We start from the raw sequence: 18,475 nt of genomic DNA, 5'->3' as shown, positions 1-18,475 counted from the left end.
CATCCCTGACGGCGGACCATGGCGCTCGCCCCCGATTCCGACCCTCTTCACGGATTTTTTCTTCGGCGATTGACAAGAGCGTTGCATGCCCATAGCATTCTGAGTGAGTATTCAGTCAGAAACTAGGCAATCGTTTCACGCTAGTAATCCCGCACGAGGATCGCGGCGACCGGGAGAGGAAAGATGCGAAACACACCGAATTACATCGTCAGCCTTGTTGCGCTTGCCGCCGGAATGGCATGGCCGGCGTCCGCGACCGCACAGACGGCGGCGCCGCAGGCGGACGCGGACACGGCCGAAGCAGCTTCCGGCCTCAGCGACATCATCGTGACCGCCCAGAAGCGCGCGCAGAACCTGCAGGACGTGCCCGTCTCGGTCGCCAGCGCGACGGGGGATCAGCTGTCCACCGTCGGGGTCGCGGACACGACCCAGCTCAATGTCGCAATACCGGCGGTCAATATCCGCGTGACCAATTCCAGCTTCTCGCCGTCCATTCGCGGGATCGGCACGGCGGCGATCAACGTCGAGAACCCGGTCGCGCTCTATATCGACGGGGTCTATTATCCCTCGCAGCGCGAAGGGTTGCGCGATTTCAACGATGTCGAGCAGGTTTCGGTGCTGAAGGGACCGCAAGGCACCCTCTTCGGGCGCAACGCCACCGGCGGCGTCGTGCAGATCTCGACGAAGCGGCCGAGCTTCGATCCGGCCGGAGAAGCCAGCGCAAGCATCGACAATTATGCGACGGTGCGGACCAACGCCTATCTCACCGGCGGCCTTGCCGATGGCATCGCCGCGAGCCTGTCGGGCAGCTATGTGACGCAGGGCGAGGGGTGGGGCAAGAACCTCACCACCGGCAAGGAAACCTACAAGATCGACTATAACTGGTCGTTGCGCGGCCAGCTGCTGATCGAACCCGGCCCCGGCACCAGTATTCGCCTGATCGGTGACTATGGACGGCGGTCCGACAACCAAGCCACCTATTTCCGGCCCTATCCGGGCACGCCGCTCGCCATTCCCGGTTTCGTCACGCCGTCCAAAATCTATGACAGCATCGTCGGCCTCGATCCGCTGAGCAAGCTGCACGGCGGCGGGATCAGCGCCACGATCGAGCAGGATCTGGGTTTCGCCGAACTGACCAGCATCAGCGCCTATCGCAATTCGGTGTCGTCCTTCCGCCTCGATGCCGATGCGACGCCGCTCGCGGTGTTCCATGTGAACTCGCCCGACACCCGCGCCAAGAGCTTCTCTCAGGAGGTGCAGCTGGTGTCGGCGCTCGGATCCAGCGTGAACTGGGCGGTGGGCGTCTATTATTTCAATAGCAGCAACACGGCCAACGACTTTTCCCAGTCGCTGGGCGGCCCGCTCGCCCCGCTGCCGACATCGGTCGCCAAGCAGATGATCTACGGGCGGGAGAAGGTCACCTCCATCGCCCCGTTCGGGCAGGCGGATTTCGAGATATTCCCGCGCACCCGCCTGACGCTGGGCGCGCGCTGGACCTATGAGAAGCGCGAATTTTCATCGGCGCAGTCGAACCTGCTGAACAATGGCAGCATCGTGCCGCTGAACGTGCCTTTCGACGGCGCGTCTATCACCGAGAAGAAGCCGACCTGGCGCATCGCGCTCGACCATGAGTTCGCCGACCGCATCCTCGGCTATGTTTCGCTGACCAGGGGCTTCAAGACCGGCGGCTTCAACATTCTCAATCCCGCCAACCCGCCTTACAAGACCGAGCAGCTCGATTCCTACGAGATCGGCCTGAAGACCGAATTGTTCGACCGGAAACTGCGCCTCAACATGGCCGGTTTCTTCTACGACTATTCCAACCTGCAGGTGCAGCAGTTCGTCAACGGCGCGCAACTGACCGTCAACGGCGCCAAGGCGGAGCTTTACGGCCTCGACGTCGATTTCGAGGCGATCCTCGCGCGCGGCCTTTCGGTGCGCGGCGGATTCGTCTGGCTGCACGACGAATTCACCGACTTCCCCGACGCGCTGCTGTTCAGGCAGGTGCCGGGCGGCGGCGTCGCGAACAGCACCGGCAGCGCGACGGGCAACCGGCTGCCCAATGCGCAGCGCTTCAGCGGCTCGATCTCGCTGAACTATGAAACCGAGCTGTCGTTCGGCAAGCTCAACTTCAACGTGACCGAGAACCGCAGCGGCGCGTTCGTGTTCGAGGCCGACAATTTCCTGCGCCAGCGCGCTTATGACGTCGTCAACGCGTCGGTCGGCTGGACCTCGCCCGACGACAGGCTGAACCTGTCCCTGTTCGGCAAGAACCTGTCCGGGGCGAAGGTGCTGACGCATGCGACGTCGATCCCGCTCGGCCAGATGGCGACCCAATATCTCGCGCCGCGAACCTACGGGATTTCGGCACGGGTGCGCTTCTGAGGTGATTTCATGAGCTACCCCTTCCTTTCGCTGATGGTCGCGGGGGCCGTGGGCCTGTCACTGGCCCCGGCATGGGCTGGGGAGGCGCGGCCTTCCCCGCCCCCCTCTCCCGCGACGCAGGCCGTCGCGCAGGAGGGAACGAGGCTGATCCTGCTCGGTACGGCCGGCGGGCCGGTGACCAGCGCGGACCGCTCGCAGCCCGCGAGCCTGCTGGTGGTCGGCGGACGCCCCTATCTGATCGATTGCGGCGACGGGACCACCGGGCAACTGCGGAAAGCGGGCTTTGCGGCGAACGATATCGGCCATGTGTTCTTCACCCATCTGCACATCGACCACACCGCCGGGCTGGCATCGCTGATGGCGTTCAACTGGGTGTCGGGCCATCGGCAGGTCATGCGGGTTTTCGGCCCGCCGGGCAGCGAACAGCTTGTTCGCAAGGCCGCCGACTATCTGACCGGACCAGCGGAGATCCATGGCGCGGTATTGCCGCCCCATCCGCCGCTGGCCGCGATCGCGCAGCCGCAGGATCTGGAGGTCGGGCAGGAAAAACTGGTGTTCGAGGACGACCGGCTGCGGGTCTTTGCCGTCGCCAACAGCCATTATGTGGCGACCGACCTTCCGAAGCGGGCCTATGGCCGGGACCGGGCCTATTCCTACCGGTTCGAGACCGCCGACCGCACGATCGTCTTCACCGGGGATACCGGCCCCAGCGCCGCGCTGGAAAAATTCGCCCGCAACGCGGACATATTGGTGAGCGAGGTCATCGACATCGACGCCACCAACAGGATGTTGAAGCGGCAATATGCGGTGAGCGACGAGCAACTCGCGCCGCTGGTCAAGCATATGGTCGAGGAGCATCTGGTGCCCGCCGAGATCGGCAAGCTGGCGGCGAAGGCCGGGGTCGGCATGGTGGTGTTGTCCCACGTAGCGCCGGTTACCGACGAGCCTATCGACCCGCCGCGCTATACGCGCGGTGTCCGGGAGACATTCCGGGGACCGGTCATTCTGGGCCGCGACCTCGACGAATTCTGAACGGTGCAGCATAATCCGGAAATAGAGAGGTAAGCGCCATGTACCCTTTGGCCGATGGGTTTTTTGCCCCGCGCAACCAATGGTATGTCGCGGCATGGGCCAGCGAGGTGACCCGCGATCCGGCCGGGCGAGCTGCTGTTGCGCGCCGACAATATATGCGTGCTCGGCCGCCGGGCCTTCGAGCAGATGATCCGTGCCGAAACCCTGGACGATAAAGCTGCTGTGTCCGCCTCCACCCCGGAGGCGGACATGAGGCACCCTATTTAACGCGAGAATGGAGTGGAATGTGGGACAGATAATCCCGTCGCTTTCAGGACGATCCACGCCGGGCATGGAGCGGCGCCATGACGGTGAGCCTCTTGTCGTGGCGATTCACGGCGGCAGCTATTCGTCCGCCTATTTCGACCTGCCCGGACGGTCGCTGCTTGCCGCCGCGGACGCGAACGGCATTCCGGCGATTGCGATCGACCGGCCGGGCCATGGCGACAGTCCTGCCCTTTCGCCCGATCTGATGGACATTGCCGGTCAGGCGGCATTTCTGGTGGATGCCCTGGCGGAAATTTGGGATCGCCATGGCGCAGGCTGTTCGGGACTGTTCCTGATAGGGCATTCGATCGGCGCCGCCATTGCCGCGACCGTGGCGAGCAGGCCGGGCAGGTTCCCCCTGCTGGGGTTGGCCGTTTCGGGCATCGGGTTGAACACCAACCCCGGCGATCATGAACGGTGGAGCGCGCTTCCCGACCAGCTTCATGTGGAACTGCCGAGCGATATCAAGGACAAGGTGATGTTCGGCCCGCCCGGCAGCTATGCCGCCGACATGCCCGCCGCGAGCCGGAAAGCCGACGCCCCGGCGGTCAAGCCCGAGCTGCTGGCCATCACTGGATGGTGGCACGGAGCGGCGGCCGGGATATTGGGCGCGATCGGCATCCCCGTCCACTATCGGCAGGCCGAGCGGGACAATCTGTGGATCGTCAGCGAGGATGAGATCCGTGGATTTGCAAGGGCCCTGACGGCATCGCCGCTGGTGGATGCGCGAATGGTCGCGAGGACGGGCCACTGCATGGATTTCCACCATGTCGGCCCGGCATTGCATCTGCAACAGCTGGGCTTTGCACTGGAATGCGCCACGCGGGTGTGAAACGCTTCGAATCCTCTTCGAAAGGGCTTCACTCGGCATTTTCCGGCCCTATCGCCTGCCCCGGCATATTTGACGAGCAGCGGCATCGGGCGGTATTCCTTACCGCGCCATATGCGGCGGACCCGCTCCTTCCTTGACGACGAACTGAAAAGAAAAGGGCAGGATCTGGAAGGAATGACGCCCGGATACGTTTCTCTGTCGAAGGAGCGTATTTTTGCATGAACCAGCCTGCGCGGCGAAACCTATGATCAGGTCGCGGCGGCGACCAGTGGAGCAAATCCGATGTCTTCCGGCAGCTCAAGAGCGCGCTGATCGCCATCCGGGCCGCGCTCGATACCTATGAGAATGATACCTAAGAGAATGATGAGATGAACGAAGAGTGCGGACATGACTGAAGGAAATACGACAGCGATAGCACCATGCGAGGACGGCGCGCCCGGTGGCGGCGCACTGGGCCGCCTATCTGCATTCGGGCGAGGCGACCGACCCAAACCACAACGCATAAGATATTTGATCAATCAAATATATTGACCCCTGCCCTTCTTTTCCCCATGCATATTCCTTTCCATGGATCGGTCACGGATCCTCTTGGCAAGGAGAGACTTAATGGCATTGGTCGATTTTCTTCCCCCTCCCGGCACCCGGATCGCGGTCGTCGGCGGATGCGGCGGCATGGGAAGGGCGCTCGTCGCCGCGGCGGTCGAGGCCGGGCTGCGGGTCGCGGTGCTCGATCTGGACCGGTCGATCGCGCAGGCCCCGGCCGAAGCCGAACTGACGCTTGCCTGCAATGTCAGCGACGAGGCTTCCGTCACCGCCGCCTTCGCGGAGATCGAACGGCATTGGGGCGCGCTCGACACGCTGGTCGACCTCGCCGGCTATACCGGCGAACCCATATTGATCAAGGACATGCCGGTGGCGGAATGGGACGCGATCACCGACTGCTGCCTGCGCGGCATGTTCCTCGTCGCCCGCGCTGCATTGCCGCTGCTGGAAAAGGGCGACAATGCCAGCATCGTGCTGATCTCCTCCACCTTCGGGCATCGGGTGGTATGGCCCGGCGTCGCGCCCTATGCCGCATCGAAGGCGGGCGTGGTCGCGCTCGGCAAGGCGCTGGCGACCGAGAACGCCCCCGGCATCCGCGTCAACGTCATTTCCCCCGGCGTGTTCGACACCGCCTTCCTGCAAGGCGGCACGGGCCGGGAGAAGCGCGAAGGCGACAATATCAATCAGGGCAGCTATCATCAGATCGTGCCGCTCAAGCGGCTGGGCAATCCCAGGGAAATGGCCGGGCCGCTCCTGTTCCTCGCGGGTCCGGCGGCCAGCTACATCACCGGGCAGGTGCTGCATGTGAACGGCGGGATCTGGGCGCCATGAGCCGCGAGATCACGAGCTTCATCGACGGCGCCTTCGTCGCGCCGCGCGCGAACGCCCATCGCCTGCCGGTGATCAATCCGGCAACGGAGGAGGAAATCGGCATCCTGTTCGAAGCCGACGAGGCGGAGGTGGACCGCGCCGTCGCGGCCGCCAAGGCTTCGTTCGCGGCAGGCCATTGGCGCCGCCTGAGCGCCGAGCAGCGGGCAACGGTCTTTCGCCGCATCTGCGCGCTGACCGCCGAGCATGCGGACGAGCTGTGCGCGCTGGAAACGATGGACCTCGGCATCCCCACCAGCCAGGCCAGGGGCATGGTCACGGCGCGGGTCATCCGCAATTTCAGCTTCTACGCCGACCATCTCAGCCAGGCGGCCGAGCGGGCGGTGACGACCGACGATCTGCACCAGCGCTATGTCCATCGCGAGCCAGTGGGGATCTGCGCGCTGCTGACGCCATGGAATGCGCCGCTGATGCTCGCGACGTCGAAGATCGCGCCCGCGCTGGCCTTCGGCAACAGCTGCGTCATCAAGACATCGGAGCATACGCCGCTGGCGCTGGCGCGCTTCATGACGCTGCTGACCGAGGCGGGCGTGCCGCCCGGCGTCGTCAATCTGGTCAATGGCCGCGGCCCGGTGACGGGCGCCCGGCTCTCCTCGCATCCCGATGTCGGGCTGGTGTCCTTCACCGGAGGCGGCGCGGCGGGGCGGCAGATCATGCTTGCGGCGGCGCAGGGCTTCAGGAAATGCGATCTGGAACTGGGCGGCAAGTCGGCCAATATCGTGTCCGACAGCGCCGATTTCGACACCGCGCTCGATGGCTCGCTGCTCGGCATCTTCGCCAATGCCGGGCAGATGTGCTTCGCAGGATCGCGGATCATCGTTCAGGAGGACATAGCCGACCGGTTCATCGAAGCCTTTGTCGAGCGGACGCGGGCGATCCGCGTCGGCGACCCGGCCGACCCGCAAACCGAAATGGGGCCGCTCGCCTTCGAGGCGCATCTGCGCCATGTCCTCTCCTTCTGCGCGCCGCAGGACGATGTGGACCTGCTCTGCGGCGGCAAGCGCGCCGACAGGGACCGGGGCTATTTCATGCAGCCCACCGTGCTGCGCGCGCGATCGTCGGGCGCGCGCGTCTGTCAGGAGGAGATTTTCGGCCCGGTCGCCACGATCCTGACCTATGGCCGGTTCGAGGAAGCGATCGCGATCGCCAATGACAGCCGCTACGGCCTGTCGGGCTATCTCTGGACCAACCGGCTCGATGAGACGATGGCCGCCGCGCAGGGCATGCGCACCGGCGGGCTGATGGTCAATTCGCCGGTGATGTTCGACCTGCGCATGCCGTTCGGCGGCGTCGGGGAATCCGGCGTCGGCCGCGAAGGGATAGAGAGCCTGCGCAATTTCTATTCCGAGGAAAAGGCCGTCGCCATCGCGACGCGGCCGTTCCCGATGCCGATCCGGCTCGGCGCGCGCTGACCGCCGTTCCCGCGCGGAAAAAGGGAAGGCCCCCACTCCCGACCGGAAGTGGGGGCCTTTTCTTGCGCAGGCCGGGGTCCCGCCGCGATCAGAAGGCGTAGCGCAGCTTCAGCCCATAGGTGCGCGGCTCGCCATAATAGGAGGTGGCGAGGGTGAAGGCCGCCGCGGAGCTGGACATGCCGGTGCGATAGCGGGTGTCGCCGACATTGCGCACGAACAGCGACAGGTCCAGCCCGGTATCGGCGACGCGCTTCCAGTCGAGACGCAGGTCGACGGTGTCGAAGGACGGCTCGGTGGTGATCGCATTGGGCACCGACGCCGCGGTCGAGATCAGCGTGTCGCCGCGCCAGTAATAGTTGACGGTGAAGCCCAGCGTCTCGCCCCAGCCGGAGGGCAGGTCCATCTGATAGGAGGCGTTGAGGTTCAGCGTGTCGTTGGGCGTGTTGAACTTGAAATCGAGCAGGCTGCCGACCGGGAAGTTGGACGGGCCTACAAATTCGTCGAACGCACCGTTGAAATGGTCGTAATTGGCGCTGAGCGTCAGGCCGCGCACCGGGATGACGACCAGTTCCGCCTCGAACCCTTCGGTATGCGCCTTGGCCGCGTTGGCGACGATCGACGAATTGAGCGTGCCGCCGCCCGGCAGCGGCAGCGCGACGACCGAGGATGCCTGGAAGTCGGAGATATTGGCCCGGTAATAGGCAAAGTTGAAATGCCCCCGCACGCCGCCAAAGGCCCAGTTGGTCTTCACGCCGCCTTCATAGTCGTTGACGACCTCGGGCCGGTATATCCCTTCGATCAGCCCGACCGGCACGTTGGTGTTGACGCCGCCGCCGCGATAGCCCCGCCGATGCGCGCCGTAGAGCAGAATTTCGTCGCTGAGCTTGTAGTCTATCGACAGCGTATAGCTCGGCGCGTCGAACTTGGTGCCGCGCGTGATGCCCGCGCACGCATCCGGCCCGCGCGACGCGACCTGCTGCATGACGCAGAATTCGCGCTCGTCCCAGGTGCGGCGATAGCCGGCGGTCAGGTTCAGCCCTTCCAGCGCGCCCCGGAAATGATAGGTGGCCTGCCCGAACAGCGCCTTGCTCTTGTTGCGGATATAGATGTTCTGCACGACCGGCGCCGCCGACCCGGTGCGGTAGAATTGCAGCGCCTGCGTCCCGGATTCCCCGGTCGGCCCCTCGTTCAGATAAAAGGCGCCGAGCACGAATTCGAGCTGCTTGTCGAACAGGGTTCCGGCGATCTGGAACTCGTTGCTGAACGCGTCGATCGCGACCTGCGGAAAGGCGCCGTCGGCGTTGATCTGGTCGTTGAGCGCCACGGGCAGCCCGTCGATGTCGAAACGGTTGTAGATCGTCGCCTTGCGATAGCCGAAGATGTTCTTGAGCGTGATCGCGCCGATATCGAGGCTGGTCGTGTTGACGATGCCCCACACCTTGCCGCGCACATAGCCGTCGTCGATGCTGGGGTTGGCCACCATCACGCCTGCCGCCTTGACCTGATCGAGTTGCAGGCGGATGTCGTCGGCCAGCGTGCCGCCGAAGAAATAGGGGCGGTTCGCCGCCGTCGCGGCATTGCCCAGCGGGTTGCCCGCGCCATCGGTGAAGACCGCGGTGGGGACGACCGCCGCGCCGTTTTCATCGATATTGGTCCAGTCGAAGATGAAGAGATTCTGGAGCGTGTCGGTCGGCCGGGCAAGCACCGAGACGCGGACGGAATCGGTGTGGCGGTTGCCCAGATTGGCCCCGCCGCCCAGATTGCGGACGAAGCCGTCGCGGCGCGCCAGTTCGCCTGCGGCGCGAATGGCGAGCTTACCGGGGACGACAGGCACGTTGACCGCCCCGGCCAGAGTATAGGCGTCATAATTGCCCGCGCCCGCCTCGACATAGCCCTCGACCTTGTCGAGATCGGGCTGGGTCGGGCTGAGCAGGATCGCGCCGCCGGTCGTGTTGCGGCCGAACAGCGTGCCTTGCGGGCCTTTCAGCACCTGCACGGACGACAGGTCGAACAGCGGGACGATGCTGCCGTCCTGCGGCAGCGGCACATCGGCGAAATAGGTGACGACGCTGGGCAGCGCGCCGCTGAACAGCGGGCGGCCCTGCCCGCGTATGATGAAATTGGGTGTCGTCGCGCTGATCTGCGGCGCGATGCGCAGCGAAGGCACGCTGAATTGCAGGTCGTCGCTGCGTTCGATGCCCCGCGATTCGAGCGCGGCGGCGGAAAGGGCGGTGATGGCGACCGGCACGTCCTGCAGATTTTCCTCGCGGCGGCGGGCGGTCACGACGATCGTGTCGCCCATATCGGCCTGGGCCGCGCCTGCTTCCGGCGCCGACTGCGCCCAGCCCGGCGCGGTCGAGAGCGCCCACAGGCTCGCCCCGGCAATCCATATATTCCTATTCCGCATAGTGTCCCTCCCAGGTTTGAAAGCCGGCCGTTGCCGGTGAATATATAATTGATCAATCAAACATAGTGGAACGAAAGGAGGCTGTCAATTGCGCGTGGGGGATGCTTTCAGCGGATGGCGGCGAGATTGTCTTCCAGCGCGCCGAGCAGGCGTTCGAGCAGCACGACCTCCGCGTCGCTGAAACCGGACAGCGCCTGCTGGATGAACTGCTCGCGCTTGACGGCCGTTTCCCTGACCAGCTGCTCCCCGGCCGGGGCCAGTTCGACGATCACCCGGCGGCTGTCTTCCTTGGACGGCGTGCGCCTGATCAGGCCCTGACGCTCCATATCCGCCAGGATCCGGGTGACGGCGGCGGGCGCGATCGTGGTGGAGCGCGACAGCTCGTTCTGGGAGGAACTGCCCCTTCGCGCCAGATTGAACAGCAGTCGCCAGCGCGCGATGTGGATGCCGCACAGCCGCTCGAAACCGTTCACCAGATTGTTGTGCGCCCGGATGAGGCGCGGGATGAAGTCACGCGGTTCCGGCAGGTCGGACGGGCCCAGCATACCGCTTCCGCTTTCCTTTTTGGTCTTTTTCGGCATGGGCAATCTCCATAATAATTGATTGATCAACAATATTGACTCTCCCTCCTTATGGCTCGATAATGAAGTCCAGTCGAGAGATGAGCTGAAGGATGATGCGATGCTGCACTATAATGACGATGTCACGCTGACTATCGCGCCGGATAACGACAACCCCTTTCTCCAGGGGCCTTTCCGTCCGACCTCGCGGCAATGGACGGCGGACTATGGCGATTTGCAGGTGATCGGCGATCTTCCGCGCGACCTCAACGGCATTTTCGTGCGCAACGCGCACAACCAGATCCACGAGCCGATGGGCATCTATCACCCGTTCGACGGCGACGGCATGCTGACGGCGGTCCAGTTCGAGGACGGCCGCGTCCGTTTCCGCAACCGCTTCGTCCAGACCACCGGTTTCCTCGCCGAGCAGGCGGCGGGCAAGTCGCTATGGCCCGGCCTGCTCGAACCGGCGAAGGCGTCGCGGCGCGGCTGGGGCGCGATCGGCGCGATGAAGGACAATGCGGGCACCGACGTGATCGCCCATAACGGCAAGCTGCTCGCCTGCATGGGACAGGGCAGCGAGGCATGGCGGCTCGATCCGCAGACACTCGAAACGCTGGGCGCCGACCCCGACTGGTCGCGTCTCGTCCGCGACGGCGTCGGCCCGCATTTCAAGGTCGACAGCGCGACCGGCGACATGATGTTCTTCAACTTCCCCGAACATCCGCCCTATATGAATTATGGCGTGATCGACCGGAACAACCGGCTGGTCAATTATACCGCGATCGAGCTGCCCGGCGCGCGTTGGCCGCACGACCTCGGCATCACCGCCAATTATTCGATCCTGCACGACCTGCCGCTGTTCTTCGAACCGGAAGGGCTGAAGCGCGGCGAGCACAAGCTGCAATTCAACCGCGACCTGCCCGCGCGCTTCGGCATCATCCCCCGTTTCGGCAAGGGCGACGAGGTGCGCTGGTTCGAAGGGTCGAGCTGCTACATCCTCCACCTGTCCAACTGCTATGAAGAGGGCGACGAGGTGGTGATGGACGGCTGCATCATGCCCGATTACAAGATGATCCCGGTCGGCAAGCAGGACGGCGGGCGGCAGGCCGTCTATGAACGCATCCGCGCCAATCTGGACAAGCACAACAACAAGACGCTGATGCACCGCTGGCGCTTCAACCTGAAGACCGGCCGGACGCACGAGGAATATATTGACGACGAAGTCACCGAATTCCCGGTCGTCAGCAATGATTTCGCGGCGGCGCGCTATCGCTACAGCTATAATGTGCTTTATGTGCCGGGGAACTGGCTGTTTTCCGGCGTCAAGAAATATGATCTGGAAACCGGCGCGCAACAGCGCTTCGAATATGGCCCCGGCCGCTTCGGCAGCGAGCCGCAGATGGCGCGCCGCGACGGCGCGGTGGAGGAGGATGACGGCTATCTGCTGTCGCTGGTCGCCGACATGAACAGCGACCGTTCCGAGCTGCTGGTTTTCGACGCGAAGCAGATCGACAGGGGACCGATCGCGACCGTGGTCCTGCCCGAGCGGCTTTCGGTCGGCACCCATGCCTGTTGGGTCGAGGCCGACCGCCTCCACGCGGAGCGTCCGGTCGCATGAGCGGGCCGACACTCGTGCTGCTGCCCGGCCTCAACAACAGCCGGGCGGTGTTCGACGGCGTCGTCGCCGCGCTCGATCCCGCGATCGACGCGCGCGCGATCGACCTGCCGCCGCTCGCCAGCGTGGAGGCGATCGCGGACGCCGTGCTGGCGGATCTGCCCGAACGCTTTCACCTCTGCGGTTTTTCCTTCGGCGGCTATGTCGCGCTCGCGATGCTGGCGCGCGCGCCGGAGCGGATCGCCGGACTGGCGCTGGTCGGCTCCCTGCCCGCCGCCGACAGCGAGGCGGCGCGAGAAAACCGCAGCCGCGCGATCGAGACGGCGCAGGCGGGCGGCTATGAGGCGATGGTGCAGACCAATGCGTCCGCCGCCTTCCACCCCGAAAGCCTGAAGGACGAGGCGATCATGGCCCGGCGCGCGGCGATGGTGGCCGATTACGGCCCCGATCGCTTCATCGCGCACAGCCGGGCGGCGATGACGCGCCCGGACCGCACGGCCACGCTGACCGGCTATGCCGGGCCGGTGCTGATGCTGGCCGGGGAGTGCGATCCGCTCGCCCCGCGCGAACGGATGGAGGCGCTGGTCGGCGCGCATCGTGCCCATGTCGTGCCCGGCGCGGGCCATTTGCTGCCGCTGGAACAGCCCGCCGCGACGGCGGCGCTGCTCTCCGGCTGGCTGCGCACCGCCTGAAGCGGCGATGCCGCCCGTCAGGGCGAGAAGGACACCGCCCCCAGATCGATCGCGGCGTCGGCCGCCATCGTCTGACTGAGTTCTCCGCCCAGCCCGATGAAGCGCGCGCGCGCCAGCCGATAGTCGGCCTCCAGCTCGGCGACGATCTCGCTCACCGGCTGTTCGTCCTTCGACCGGCCGAGGCCCTGTCCCGCGGCGAAAATTTCCTTCCATCTCTTCTTCTCGCCGCCTTTGGCCGAATCATAATCCCTGGCCGTGGCGCCCGGTTGCAGGCTCTCCGGGTCGATCCCGGCGGCGCGGAGGCTGGCCTTGATCCATGAGGCGGGCGCGCCGGTGATCGCATCGCTGACGATCAGCCCGTCGATCGTTTCGGAAATGACATAGCCCTTGTGCAGCGGGTCAGCCATGCTCTCGCGCGCCGGGATGAAGCGCGTGCCGACATAGGCGAGGTCCGCCCCGACCGCGACGGCTCCGGCGACGCCCCAGCCATCCGCGATGCCGCCGCCCGCGACGATCAGCCCGTCGAACTCGGCACGCACGGCGGAGATGAAGGCGAAGGGCGAAAGGCTGCCGGTATGGCCGCCCGCTCCGGCGCAGACGCAGACGAGGCCGTCCACCCCGGCGGCGATGGCCTTGCGCGCCAGCGCCATGGTGGTGACGTCGGCCAGCACGGTGCCGCCATAGCCGTGCACCGTCTCCAGCGCGGGCCTGGGGCTGCCGAGCGCGGTGATCACGACCGGCGGACGATAGCGGGCGATCAGCGCCAGATCGTCGGCAAGGCGCTGGTTGGTGGAATGGGTGACCAGATTGGCGGCCCAGGGCACGACCCGCCCGGTTTCGGCCTCCATCGCCGCGATGCCGGTGCTGATCCGTTCCATCCAGTCGGCAAGATCAGCCGTCGTCCGCGCATTGGGGGTGGGAAAGGTGCCCAGCACGCCCGCCCGGCAGGCCGCCAGCACCAGCTCCGGCCCGGAAACGAGGAACATCGGCGCCGCGCAAACCGGTATCCTCAGGTGATCGGCAAAGGACTTGGTCATCATCCATCCATTTTTATGTCGACAATCATTGATTGATCAAATAAAATACCGCAAAAGGCAAGCAGGCTTTTCACGCGAGGGAGGAAAAAGGGCATGGCGGCGGCGCTCGAGGGGATATGTGTGTTCGACGCCAGCGCTGGCGTTGCCGGGCCTTATGCCGCGCACCTCCTGTCGCTCGCGGGCGCGGACGTGATCAAGGTCGAGCCGCCGCAGGGCGAGTGGGGCCGGATCATCGGGCGCAAGGCGGGAACGCTCGGCCTGCCCTTCCTCACCTTCAATCGCGGCAAGCGGTCGCTCGCCATCGATCTCAAGCACCCCGAGGGGCGGGAACTGGCGCGCCATGTGGCGGGCCGGTGCGACGTGGTCGTCGAAAGCTTCCGCCCCGGCGTGATGGACCGGCTGGGGCTGGGCTATGAGGCGCTGGGCGCCGGAAGGCCCGACCTCGTCTATCTCTCCATCTCCGGCTTCGGCACGCGCGGCCCCCATGCCGACCGGCCCGCGCTCGACACGGTGATTCAGGCGCAGTCGGGCTGGCTCGACCTGCTGCGCGACGTCGGCGGCGCGCCGGTGCTGATGGAATATGTGCCGATCGACGTGCTGACCGGCCTCTATGCCGCGCAGGCGGCGATGACGGCGTTGATTTCCCGTTTCCGTTTCGGCGAGGGCCGCCGGATCGACATCAGCCTGCTGGAGGCCGCCGCCGCCTTCCTCGCGCCCAAGCTGACCGAGGCGGCGCTGCTGCCGCCCGCGACCAGCCTGCAGGTCGGCGTGCCCACCGGCATCTTTCCGGCGGCGGACGGGCTGATCGCGCTGGCGATCAAGGACGACCGGGAATTCGGCCAGCTCGCGCAGGCATTGGGCCATCCCGAATGGCCCGCCGACGCCCGCTTCGCGACGCGCGCGGCGCGCGGCGAGCATCGCACCGAATGCGAGCGGGCGGTCGTCGCCGCGCTGAAGAGGCGAACCGCCGCCCAATGGGATGCGGATCTGGCGCGCGCGGGGATCGTCGCGGCCAAGGTGAACACCGTGCGCGAACTGCTGGACGACCCGCATTTCAAGGCGCTCGACCGGATAGGCTGGAACGCGCAGCCGGGGCTGGGCGACACGCCATGCGTGCGCGTGCCGGGGCAGGAGGATGCCGCCGCGCCGCTCCATGCCCCCGCCGCGGGCGAACATAGCCGCGAGATATTGGCGGACATGGGCATAGACGCGGACCGGATCGCCTCGGCGGTGGCGGGCGGCATCGTCCGGATAGCGGAGCAGGCGGCATGAGCGCCGGCGGAACCGCCGCAGCCGCCCCGCGCGTGCGCCAGCCGTCGAGCGCGGGCTTCGTCCTGACGATGCTGATGCTCGCCTATATGCTGAACTTCATCGACCGGACGATCATCGGGTCGCTGGCCGAACCGATCAAGGCGGAACTGCACCTGAGCGACGCGCAGGTCGGGTTGATGAGCGGGCTTGCCTTCGCCCTCTTCTATTGCTCGCTCGGCATTCCCATCGCGCGGCTGGCCGAAACGCGCAACCGGGTCACCATCATCTCCGCCGCGATCGCCATCTGGTCCGCCATGACCGCCCTGTGCGGCCTCGCGCAGAATTTCGTCCAGCTGTTCCTCGCCCGCGTCGGCGTCGGCATCGGCGAAGCCGGGTGCACGCCGCCCGCCCATTCGCTGATCGCCGACTATTTCCCGCCCGAGCGGCGCGCCACCGCCTATGGCATCTATTCGCTCGGCATCCCGCTCGGCGCGCTGTTCGGCGCGGTCGCCGGGGGCTGGATCGCGCATCATTTCGGCTGGCGCGCGGCGTTCATGATCGTCGGCCTGCCCGGCATAATATTGGCGCTGGTGATCAAACTCACGGTTCGCGAGCCGGTGCGCGTCCGCCCGCGCACGGCCGAGGCGCCGCCGCCGCTGGCCGCCGTGGTCGCCCGCTTCTGGCGGACGAAAAGGCTACGCCATGTCGCGATCGCCAATTCGCTGATCGCCTTCACCGGCTTCGGCCTCGTGGTCTTCGCCATCCCTTTCCTGCTGCGCGGGACCGATCTCGACCTGTTTCAGGCGGCCTCCGGCTATGGCATCATCTACGGGCTGGCCTCCTTTGCGGGCACCAGCCTGGGCGGCATGATCGCCGACCGGGTCGCGGCGCGGTCTAAGCTGGACCGGCTGGTCGTTCCGGGTCTGGCGCTGATCGCGGCCGCGCCGCTCTACATCGCCGCCATCTATTCCTCGTCGCTCGTGCTGCTGGCCGTGCTGGTGATCGTCGCCACGATCGCCCGCGACCTGCATGTCGGGCCGGCGCTCGGCGCGGTGCAGAACGGCTTTCCCGACCCTATGCGCGCGCGGGCGTCCGCCGTGCTGCTGCTCGTCATGAATCTGGTCGGGCTGGGCCTCGGGCCGCTGGCGATCGGCTGGATCAGCGACCGCTTCGCCGCCAGCAGCTTCGGCGCCGGTTTCGAGCGGTGCGCGGCGGCGGGCCGGGGACATGGCGCGACGATCGCCGATGCCGCCTGCCGCGAGGCGTCCTTTGCCGGCCTGCAATTCGCGCTGGCCCTGGGTTGCGCGCTCTTCGCCGTCGCCGGCGCCCTGTTCCTGCTGGCCGCGCGCCAGCCGCAAGCCGACAGCCCCCGATCCGATAGCCCCCGATCCGACAGCGAGGAGACCGACTGATGCGCATGCCCGACTATATGAAGATAGGCGACGGACCGATCACCATCTTCCTGCTGCACGGCGGCTATGGGTCGAAGGACTATTGGGCCTATGAGATCCCGGAGCTGGTCGGCAAGGGCTATCGCGTCGTCGCCTGGGATGCGCCGGGCTACGGTCTTTCGCCGCTGCCGGAGGACTACAGCATCGAAATGGTCGCGGACCATGCCGCCCATCTCGTGACCGAACTGGGCACCGACAGGAACATCGTCATCGGTCATTCGATGGGCGGCATCGTCGGGCCGAAGGTCGCGCAGTTGATCCCCGGCCGCATCCATGCCCTCGTCATTTCCGCATCGATCGCGTCGCTGGCGCAGGGCGGCGAGGAATTCGCCCGCGATTTCATCGAAAAGCGCGTGCCGCCGCTGCGCAAGGTCAAGACGCTGGCCGAAGCGGCGATGCCGCTGCTGAAATCCATGTTCGCGCCGCAATCGAGCGGACCGGCGGTCGACCTCGTGCTCGACGTCGCGGGCAAGACGCCGAGCGAGACGTTCATTCAGGCGATGCTGGCCATCCAGCGCTATGAAGGCGCGCCGGTGGTGCAGGCGCTCGACATCCCGGTGCTCTGCGTCGGCGGGCGGGCGGACCCGGTCGCCCAGCCGCAGCTGATCGAGCAGACGGCGGCGCTGATCCCCGGCGCCGAGATGAAGATTTTCGAGAACACCGGACATTATCCGTTCGCGGAAGATCGCGACGCGTTCAATGCGGTGCTCTTCGATTTCCTTGCGCGCAATAATCTGGCACCGTGACGGCGTGGACAGACGATAGGGGGATGACGATGCGGGAGGATGGTCTGCGGGGCCTCATGCAACCCTGGTCGATGACGGTGAACCGGTTCATCGAGCATGCCGCGCGCTGGCACGGCGATCGGGAGGTCGTTTCGTTCCGCGACGACGGGGTGGTCGAGCGGACCGATTATGCAGGCATCCGCCGCGATGCCGCGCGCCTCTCCAACGCGCTGCTGGCGCACGGCGTCGCGCCGGGGGACCGTGTCGCCACGCTGGCGATGAACAGCGGCGCGCATCTCGCCGCCTGGTACGGGATAGCGGGCATCGGCGCGGTCTGCCACACGCTCAACCCCCGGTTCAGCGAGGATCAGCTGGCGTGGATCATCGACCATGCAGGGGACCGCATGCTGATGGCCGACGGCGCCTTCGCCGAGATGGCCGGGCAGCTCGCGCGGCGGTGCCCGTCGATCGAGAAACTGCTGCTCTTCACGCCACCGCAGGGTGAGAGTTCCGGCCAGCTGGTCGAGGATTTCAGCGCGGGCCACAGCGACGAATGCGCCTGGGGCGGCTTCGACGAGGAACTGGCCGCCGGTCTTTGCTATACCTCCGGCACGACCGGCGACCCCAAGGGCGTGCTCTATTCACACCGGTCGAATGTGCTGCACACGCTGTTCACGCTCCAGCCGGACGCGCTCAACCTCTCAGCGCGCGACGTGGTGATGCCGATCGTTCCCATGTATCATGCCAATGCCTGGGGGCTGGCCTTTTCCGCCCCGGCCGTGGGCACGAGGCTGGTGATGCCGGGCAGCAGGCTCGACGGCGCCACCCTGTTCGAGCGGATGCGCGACGAGGGGGTGACTTTCGCGGCGGCGGTGCCGACCGCGTGGCTGGGGCTGCTCGACTATCTCGAAGCGCATGACGAGCGCCTGCCCGCGCTGTCGCGCGTGGTGGTCGGCGGGGCGGCGATGTCGGAACAGCTGCTGAGGCGGCTCGACGCGCGCGGGATAGAGGCGATCGCGGCCTGGGGCATGACCGAATTGTCGCCGGTCGGCGGCGTGTCGGCCCCGCTGCCCGCCACCGCGGCCATGACGTCCGAGGAGAGGATCGCCAGCCGCCTGAAGCAGGGCCGCGTGCCCTTCGGCGTCGACATGCGGATCGTGGACGAAAACGGCGCCCCGCTGCCCCATGACGGCGTGGCCGCCGGCGCGTTGCAGATGCGGGGGCCGGCGGTCGCGGCGGGCGGCTCTGTTGCAAAGATTGGCGGCAGTCAGAGGTAGGCTGTCGCTCTGCGCCGATCAGGCGGCTGCTGCGAAATGGTGGTTGAGCATGCCCATGG

At 66.2% G+C, this 18,475-nt stretch carries 15 protein-coding genes; 11 read left to right on the top strand and 4 right to left on the bottom strand.

All coding sequences use genetic code 11. The annotated features are described in order from the left end of the window. Window positions 1-183 precede the first annotated feature (183 nt). The 3 genes from GGR43_RS08370 to GGR43_RS08360 all read left to right on the top strand — a co-directional run bounded on the left by GGR43_RS08370 (window position 184) and on the right by GGR43_RS08360 (window position 4,555). Entirely contained in the window at window positions 184-2,385 is a 2,202-nt protein-coding gene (locus GGR43_RS08370) for a TonB-dependent receptor (protein ID WP_188071529.1), read from the top strand. A gap of 9 nt (window positions 2,386-2,394) precedes the next feature. Next, window positions 2,395-3,417, top strand: coding sequence for an MBL fold metallo-hydrolase (locus tag GGR43_RS08365; protein WP_188071528.1), 1,023 nt, complete (start codon window positions 2,395-2,397; stop codon window positions 3,415-3,417). A 286-nt stretch (window positions 3,418-3,703) separates the two neighbouring features. Beyond that, entirely contained in the window at window positions 3,704-4,555 is an 852-nt protein-coding gene (locus GGR43_RS08360) for an alpha/beta hydrolase (protein WP_188071527.1), read from the top strand. Between the two features lie 248 nt (window positions 4,556-4,803). Here GGR43_RS08360 and GGR43_RS08355 read toward each other — a convergent pair whose 3' ends face one another. Beyond that, window positions 4,804-4,944: a hypothetical protein gene (locus tag GGR43_RS08355; protein WP_188071526.1), complete on the bottom strand. Its 141-nt coding sequence runs from the start codon at window positions 4,942-4,944 to the stop codon at window positions 4,804-4,806. Between the two features lie 217 nt (window positions 4,945-5,161). Between GGR43_RS08355 and GGR43_RS08350 the strand changes: the two genes are divergently transcribed. Both GGR43_RS08350 and GGR43_RS08345 read left to right on the top strand, forming a co-directional pair. After that, window positions 5,162-5,929: an SDR family NAD(P)-dependent oxidoreductase gene (locus tag GGR43_RS08350; protein WP_188071525.1), complete on the top strand. Its 768-nt coding sequence runs from the start codon at window positions 5,162-5,164 to the stop codon at window positions 5,927-5,929. Beyond that, the gene (locus tag GGR43_RS08345; RefSeq protein WP_188071524.1) at window positions 5,926-7,398 is read left to right on the top strand and encodes an aldehyde dehydrogenase family protein; all 1,473 of its coding nucleotides are present in this window, start codon (window positions 5,926-5,928) and stop codon (window positions 7,396-7,398) included. Before GGR43_RS08350 ends, GGR43_RS08345 begins: the two co-directional genes overlap by 4 nt. An 88-nt stretch (window positions 7,399-7,486) precedes the next feature. Here the strand turns inward: GGR43_RS08345 and GGR43_RS08340 are convergent, their stop codons facing one another. Beyond that, window positions 7,487-9,805, bottom strand: a complete 2,319-nt coding sequence (locus GGR43_RS08340) for a TonB-dependent receptor (protein WP_188071523.1) — start codon at window positions 9,803-9,805, stop codon at window positions 7,487-7,489. Between the two features lie 107 nt (window positions 9,806-9,912). Beyond that, window positions 9,913-10,386, bottom strand: a complete 474-nt coding sequence (locus GGR43_RS08335; RefSeq protein WP_223177361.1) for a MarR family winged helix-turn-helix transcriptional regulator — start codon at window positions 10,384-10,386, stop codon at window positions 9,913-9,915. 100 nt (window positions 10,387-10,486) lie between these two features. Between GGR43_RS08335 and GGR43_RS08330 the strand changes: the two genes are divergently transcribed. Together GGR43_RS08330 and GGR43_RS08325 are read left to right on the top strand one after the other, a co-directional pair. Beyond that, complete coding sequence (locus tag GGR43_RS08330) at window positions 10,487-11,986, top strand: carotenoid oxygenase family protein (protein WP_188071521.1); 1,500 nt, start codon at window positions 10,487-10,489, stop codon at window positions 11,984-11,986. Next, on the top strand, window positions 11,983-12,675 hold the full coding sequence (locus GGR43_RS08325; protein ID WP_188071520.1) for an alpha/beta fold hydrolase: 693 nt from the start codon (window positions 11,983-11,985) through the stop codon (window positions 12,673-12,675). Before GGR43_RS08330 ends, GGR43_RS08325 begins: the two co-directional genes overlap by 4 nt. A 17-nt stretch (window positions 12,676-12,692) precedes the next feature. Here GGR43_RS08325 and GGR43_RS08320 read toward each other — a convergent pair whose 3' ends face one another. Continuing rightward, complete coding sequence (locus tag GGR43_RS08320) at window positions 12,693-13,715, bottom strand: NAD(P)H-dependent flavin oxidoreductase (protein WP_246343436.1); 1,023 nt, start codon at window positions 13,713-13,715, stop codon at window positions 12,693-12,695. A gap of 90 nt (window positions 13,716-13,805) precedes the next feature. Here GGR43_RS08320 and GGR43_RS08315 point away from each other — a divergent pair, with 90 nt between their 5' ends. Genes GGR43_RS08315 through GGR43_RS08300 form a run of 4 tightly spaced genes read left to right on the top strand, consistent with a single transcriptional unit; the run spans window position 13,806 to window position 18,416 of the window. Beyond that, window positions 13,806-14,984 carry a CaiB/BaiF CoA transferase family protein gene (locus tag GGR43_RS08315; protein ID WP_188071519.1) on the top strand — a complete coding sequence of 393 codons (1,179 nt, stop codon included), beginning with the start codon at window positions 13,806-13,808 and terminating at the stop codon, window positions 14,982-14,984. Next, a complete protein-coding gene (locus GGR43_RS08310; RefSeq protein ID WP_188071518.1) occupies window positions 14,981-16,375 on the top strand; it encodes a spinster family MFS transporter in 1,395 nt (464 codons plus the stop codon). The genes GGR43_RS08315 and GGR43_RS08310 overlap by 4 nt, the downstream gene beginning before the upstream one ends. After that, window positions 16,375-17,160: an alpha/beta fold hydrolase gene (locus tag GGR43_RS08305; RefSeq protein WP_188071517.1), complete on the top strand. Its 786-nt coding sequence runs from the start codon at window positions 16,375-16,377 to the stop codon at window positions 17,158-17,160. Before GGR43_RS08310 ends, GGR43_RS08305 begins: the two co-directional genes overlap by 1 nt. A 29-nt stretch (window positions 17,161-17,189) precedes the next feature. Beyond that, window positions 17,190-18,416, top strand: a complete 1,227-nt coding sequence (locus GGR43_RS08300; RefSeq protein ID WP_223177360.1) for an AMP-binding protein — start codon at window positions 17,190-17,192, stop codon at window positions 18,414-18,416. Window positions 18,417-18,475 lie beyond the last annotated feature (59 nt).

Origin of the sequence: Sphingobium jiangsuense, from assembly GCF_014196495.1 — a bacterium.
GTDB classification, from domain to species: domain Bacteria; phylum Pseudomonadota; class Alphaproteobacteria; order Sphingomonadales; family Sphingomonadaceae; genus Sphingobium; species Sphingobium jiangsuense.
This window is presented reverse-complemented; position numbering and strand designations above follow the sequence as displayed.